The sequence below is a fragment of the uncultured Kiloniella sp. genome, from assembly GCF_937128705.1.
GTDB lineage: Bacteria > Pseudomonadota > Alphaproteobacteria > Kiloniellales > Kiloniellaceae > Kiloniella.
In genome coordinates this window covers 1-4,725 of sequence record NZ_CAKZMP010000123.1, presented here as the reverse complement: position 1 = coordinate 4,725, position 4,725 = coordinate 1, and the positions used below count along the sequence as shown (strand labels likewise).

The window sequence follows — 4,725 nt, the reverse complement described above, 5'->3', positions numbered from 1 at the left end:
CTGCGCAAATCGTTGAGACGGCGGTCAAACCGGATGAAAATTTCAAACCTCAGGGTGTCTTGTTTAAAGACTGGGATTATAAAAACGGGGCTTATTCAATCAACGTCCGTGAAGGCATCAAGTTCCACGATGGTTCAGACTTTAATGCCGCAGCCGCAATTGCTGCCTTGAAACTCTACGATCAGGGAAAATCCGATTTCCTTCAGATTGATCAAGCAAGTTTTGAGCAAACAGGTCCCTATAGCTTTACATTCAAATCCGAAATCGGTTCTGCACTGGTCATAGAAAACATGACCCACCGTGGCGCTTCTTTGTTCTCTACTGCGGGTGATCGCAGTCAAAACCCTATTGGGACAGGCCCATACCTGTTGGAAGAGTATCAGCCGAAGCAATCTATCACATTAAAGCGAAACGATAATTACTGGGGCGAAAAACCCGCAATCGAAAAAATTTCCTATCGCTTTATCGCTGACGATCAGGTGCGTCTTCTCGCTTTGAAAAACAACGAAGTCGATGTCATTGCCGAAGTTACCCCACAAATGATGCTGGCTCTACCAAAGGACGGTTCAATTGTTGTTCACCAATCGCGTCCCATCCGTTACGTTGCGTTGCTCGCAAACATGCACGGAAAAGCCCCTTTTGACACGATGCAGGACAAGCGAGTCAGAGAAGCGATTGCCTATGCTATTAACCGCCCACAGTTAGCAGAAATTCTATTTGATGGCCGAGGTGAAGTTGCCAAAGGTATATTGCCAAACTGGATGTTTGACCTTGGTGATGATCACGTAGACGGCTTTGCTTACGATCCCGACAAAGCTGGCGCCCTTCTGGATGATGCTGGTTGGATCTTGGGTGAAAATGGCATGCGCGCTAAAGACGGACGCCCGCTTAAACTTAAACTGGTTGCAGCCTATCCAAACGTCTCTTCTGTTCGTCCAATGCCAGAATTATTGGAACAGATGTTCCGTTCTATTGGTATCGACATTGATCTGGTACAGGTCGATGATTCCGGTGTTTATGACGATACCTATCTTGCGACAGGTGAAGCCGATCTCTATATGGAATTTGCTTCCAACAACAACACTGATCCAACCTATCTACTCTATAACCTGTTCCATTCAAAAACACCTTGGGGATATCAGTACACCGCCCCGGGTAAAACAGTAGACACCTTGTTGGAAAAAGCACGAGCAGCCCAAAGTCGCACAGAAATCATTGACTATGTTCGCAAAGCACACAGGTCTATTGTGCAAGATGAGCTGGCCGCTATTCCAATCCTAATGGTGCCTAATTTCAACCTGTCACGTCCCGGCATGGAAATCCCTATGTTTGAGCACGCTGACTGGATTGATTACGGTCGTGTAACGATCAAATAATCTTATCTGTGAATTCCGCAGGCCGAAATATCGGCCTGCGGACCACAGCTTGAGATCATCGGTTTGAGATTTCTGAAAAATCTTAAGCGAGCGGAGTAGCCCCAGTGAGAAACTTTATCCTGAAACGTATGGCAACGGCAATTCCAACTCTGCTTGGTATGTCCATGCTGGGTTTTTTCATGGTGGCCTTGACCCCCGGTGATCCTGTCGAGATGGAATTGCGACGTCTTGGCGTTATTTTCACACCGGATCAAGTGGCAGCCCTGCGTCAGGAATACGGCTTGGATCAACCAATCTTTAAACGCTATATCGATTGGCTAATCCGGCTATTTCATCTGGATATGGGACAATCCATTGCCTCTGGACGCTCTGTATTGGAAGAATTTAAAACTCACCTTCCCCTAACCCTCACTCTGGCGAGCTTATCTCTCGCTCTGTCGATTTTACTCTCGGCCTTGTTTGGCATTACGGCCGCATTAACTCGGTCACAGACTTTGGGAAATTTCGTTCAGTTCTTTTCCATCTTTCTGGTTTCCATTCCCTCCTTTTGGCTCGCTCTGCTCCTGTTATTTATTTTTGCCCTGAGTCTTGAATGGATTTCGCTACTAGGATCCGGGGCATGGTATGACCTCATTTTACCAGTTTTCGCCCTTTCCCTCGGCAGTGCAGCAACAATGGGACGCTTGATGCGTGATCGCATTTTAACTGTCATGAGCGAGGATTACATCCGTTTGGCCATAGTCAAAGGCTTAAGTCCGTCTCTCATTTTACGCCGCCACATTACAAAATCCATTCTTCCTCCCTTAATAACCAATTGGGGAGTAACTTTTGGCGCCTTACTCGGCGGATCCCTTATCGTCGAAAATATTTTTAACCTTCCGGGGCTTGGGCAAATGGCCCTACAGGCCGTCTTCGAACGCGACTTTGCAATTTTACAGGCTTACTTACTTTTCATGGGGCTGATTTTCTTTGCCAGTAATTTCATCGCCGATCTCTTAAACTATTGGCTGACACCACATTTTAGAGAGCGAACAAACTCTCAAGGAGGGGCGAAATGAAAATCCTATCAATGCGTGCCACCCCCCTTGGTTTAAATGCCGGTATTATCCTGATCGGATGCCTGCTGCTGATCGCCTTCTTTGGTGAAAGTTTTGCCCCGCACGACCCTAACAAAATGGATCTTGTACGCCGTCTAGATGGGATGAGTTGGACCTACCCGTTAGGTACAGATCATCTCGGGCGCGACGTGCTATCTCGTTTAATGTCCGGGACACTACTGTCCCTTGGTGCCGCGATCATGACGTCCATGACTATCCTTTTTATCGCCTTACCGATCGGGCTCATTTCTGCGATGATTGGCGGATGGGTTAATCACCTACTCATGCGAATAACGGATATATTTCTCGCCTTTCCGATGATTATCTTTTCACTGGTCATTATTGGTTTTCTGGGGGCATCTCTAAACTCTGCCATCATTGGCGTTGCCCTAGCTTGGTGGCCGAGCCTTGCCCGTCTAGTCCACACTCTGACAACAGATGCACTCTCCAAAGATTTTGTACTCGCATCCCGTCAATGTGGTATTAGCCCGCTTAAGTTGGTCATACGACATATTCTCCCCCAAATCTTACCCCCGCTGTTTGTCATAATGAGTTTGGAAATGGCTTCGATCCTGCTGGTACTTTCTTCCCTCAGCTTTTTGGGAATTGGTGCACAGCCCCCCGAAGCGGAATGGGGCGCAATGTTAAATGAAGCACGTCCCTTTTTTACCGAACGCCCCGGTCTATTGCTTGCTCCGGGTTTGTTGATCAGCCTCGCCGTCATGGGGTTTAACCTGCTTGGGGAAGGTATACGGCACAAGCTTGATAACAGGAGCCCTTTCCGATGGTAGACACCCCCTTTTTCAAGTTGGACCACTTGACGATCTGTCATCAAAATAACGATCAAAAGCCTATTATAGATGATGTAAGCTTCTCCCTGACACAAGGACAACGTCTTGGGCTGATTGGGCGATCGGGATGCGGAAAATCGGTCACAAGCCACGCTATCATGGACATACTACGTCCGCCGCTTATCAGAAAACAGGGGCAAGCTACCCTGTTGGGGCAAGATCTTTTCACCCTTTCTCTTGCTGAAAAACGTCGTGTGCGTGGGCAGGGAATCTTCTGTATCTTTCAAAGCCCCGGAAGTGCTCTTCATCCCGCTCTGACGATAAAGCAACAGATGTCAGAAATCTCAACGGTTACCCATCAGGATAAAACCACGATAACAGATGCTATTGAATATGCCTTCGACCGTATGCAATTGCCATTACGATGTCTGGAACAGTATCCGCACCATCTGAGCGGCGGTATGAAACAGCGCGTGTTAATGGCGATGGCTCTTTTATTAAAACCAAGGCTTTTGATCGCTGACGAACCAACAACAGGACTTGATGTTTTAACGGAACGGGATGTTCTCTCGGCAATGGGCATCATGCTGGAAGAAACTCAATCCGCATGTCTGTTCATCAGTCACGATATCCGTATCGTCAAAAAGGTCTGCAGCGATCTATTGGTCATGCAAGACGGGAAGATTGTTGATCGTTGTACAAGGGACGAGCTCACCTATCGTGAACGTGCCGAAACCACCCGGGAAATTATTGATGCCATGAGGGTCGCCTAAATGAGTTTACAGGTCGATAATCTGTCCCTTTCACTGGGTGACAATGAAATCCTGCATGACATCTCGTTCACCCTAGAGCGCGGCAAGGTAACAGGATTATTGGGACGGTCCGGTTGTGGAAAATCTACTCTGGCTAAGGCAATGGTTGGCATCCATCAAACAGAACAGTCTTCTTTCAAAATAGATGGTACGACATTCCGCCCCATGTTCGGTAAAACTGGCCATAGAATACAATACATGTGGCAAGATCCCCATATGGCGCTTAGTCCATTTTTATCGGCTGTCCGTTGTGTCGAAGAAGCAATGGAAACACATAAAGATACGACAAAAGTTCAACGACGTGAAAAAGCACAAGCTTTACTGCATCAAGTTGGCCTCACCCCTGCACTTATGCAAAAACAACCTCATGCTTTATCTGGGGGGCAGTGCCAGCGTATCGCCCTCGCACGGGCAATTGCCGCCCAGCCCGAGTTTCTAATTTTAGATGAACCTTTTTCTGCTCTTGATCTCGTCACGCAAAAAAACATGATAGCGTTATTAGGAAACCTGCGGCAGGTTTATGATTTCGGCTTGATGATCATCTCCCATGATCTCAGAACCCTTTGGCGACTGTCGGATAAACTTATCCTGATTGATCAGGGACGCATTATCGAAGACAGACCAACGTCAGACTTCATTCATGCCCCCC

At 47.4% G+C, this 4,725-nt stretch carries 5 protein-coding genes; all 5 read left to right on the top strand.

The annotated features are described in order from the left end of the window. Positions 1–1,376 (top strand): ABC transporter substrate-binding protein (locus Q0241_RS07105; protein WP_299375255.1); only part of this gene is annotated, 1,376 nt, incomplete at its 5' end. A 104-nt stretch (positions 1,377–1,480) separates the two neighbouring features. Continuing rightward, positions 1,481–2,434, top strand: a complete 954-nt coding sequence (locus tag Q0241_RS07100; RefSeq protein WP_299375252.1) for an ABC transporter permease — start codon at positions 1,481–1,483, stop codon at positions 2,432–2,434. Next, positions 2,431–3,264, top strand: coding sequence for an ABC transporter permease (locus tag Q0241_RS07095; protein ID WP_299375249.1), 834 nt, complete (start codon positions 2,431–2,433; stop codon positions 3,262–3,264). Before Q0241_RS07100 ends, Q0241_RS07095 begins: the two co-directional genes overlap by 4 nt. After that, positions 3,258–4,037 (top strand): ABC transporter ATP-binding protein, encoded by a 780-nt coding sequence (locus Q0241_RS07090; protein ID WP_299375246.1) that lies wholly within the window; start codon positions 3,258–3,260, stop codon positions 4,035–4,037. Before Q0241_RS07095 ends, Q0241_RS07090 begins: the two co-directional genes overlap by 7 nt. Beyond that, positions 4,038–4,725: ATP-binding cassette domain-containing protein (locus Q0241_RS07085; protein ID WP_299375243.1), on the top strand; the 688-nt coding region annotated here is incomplete at its 3' end.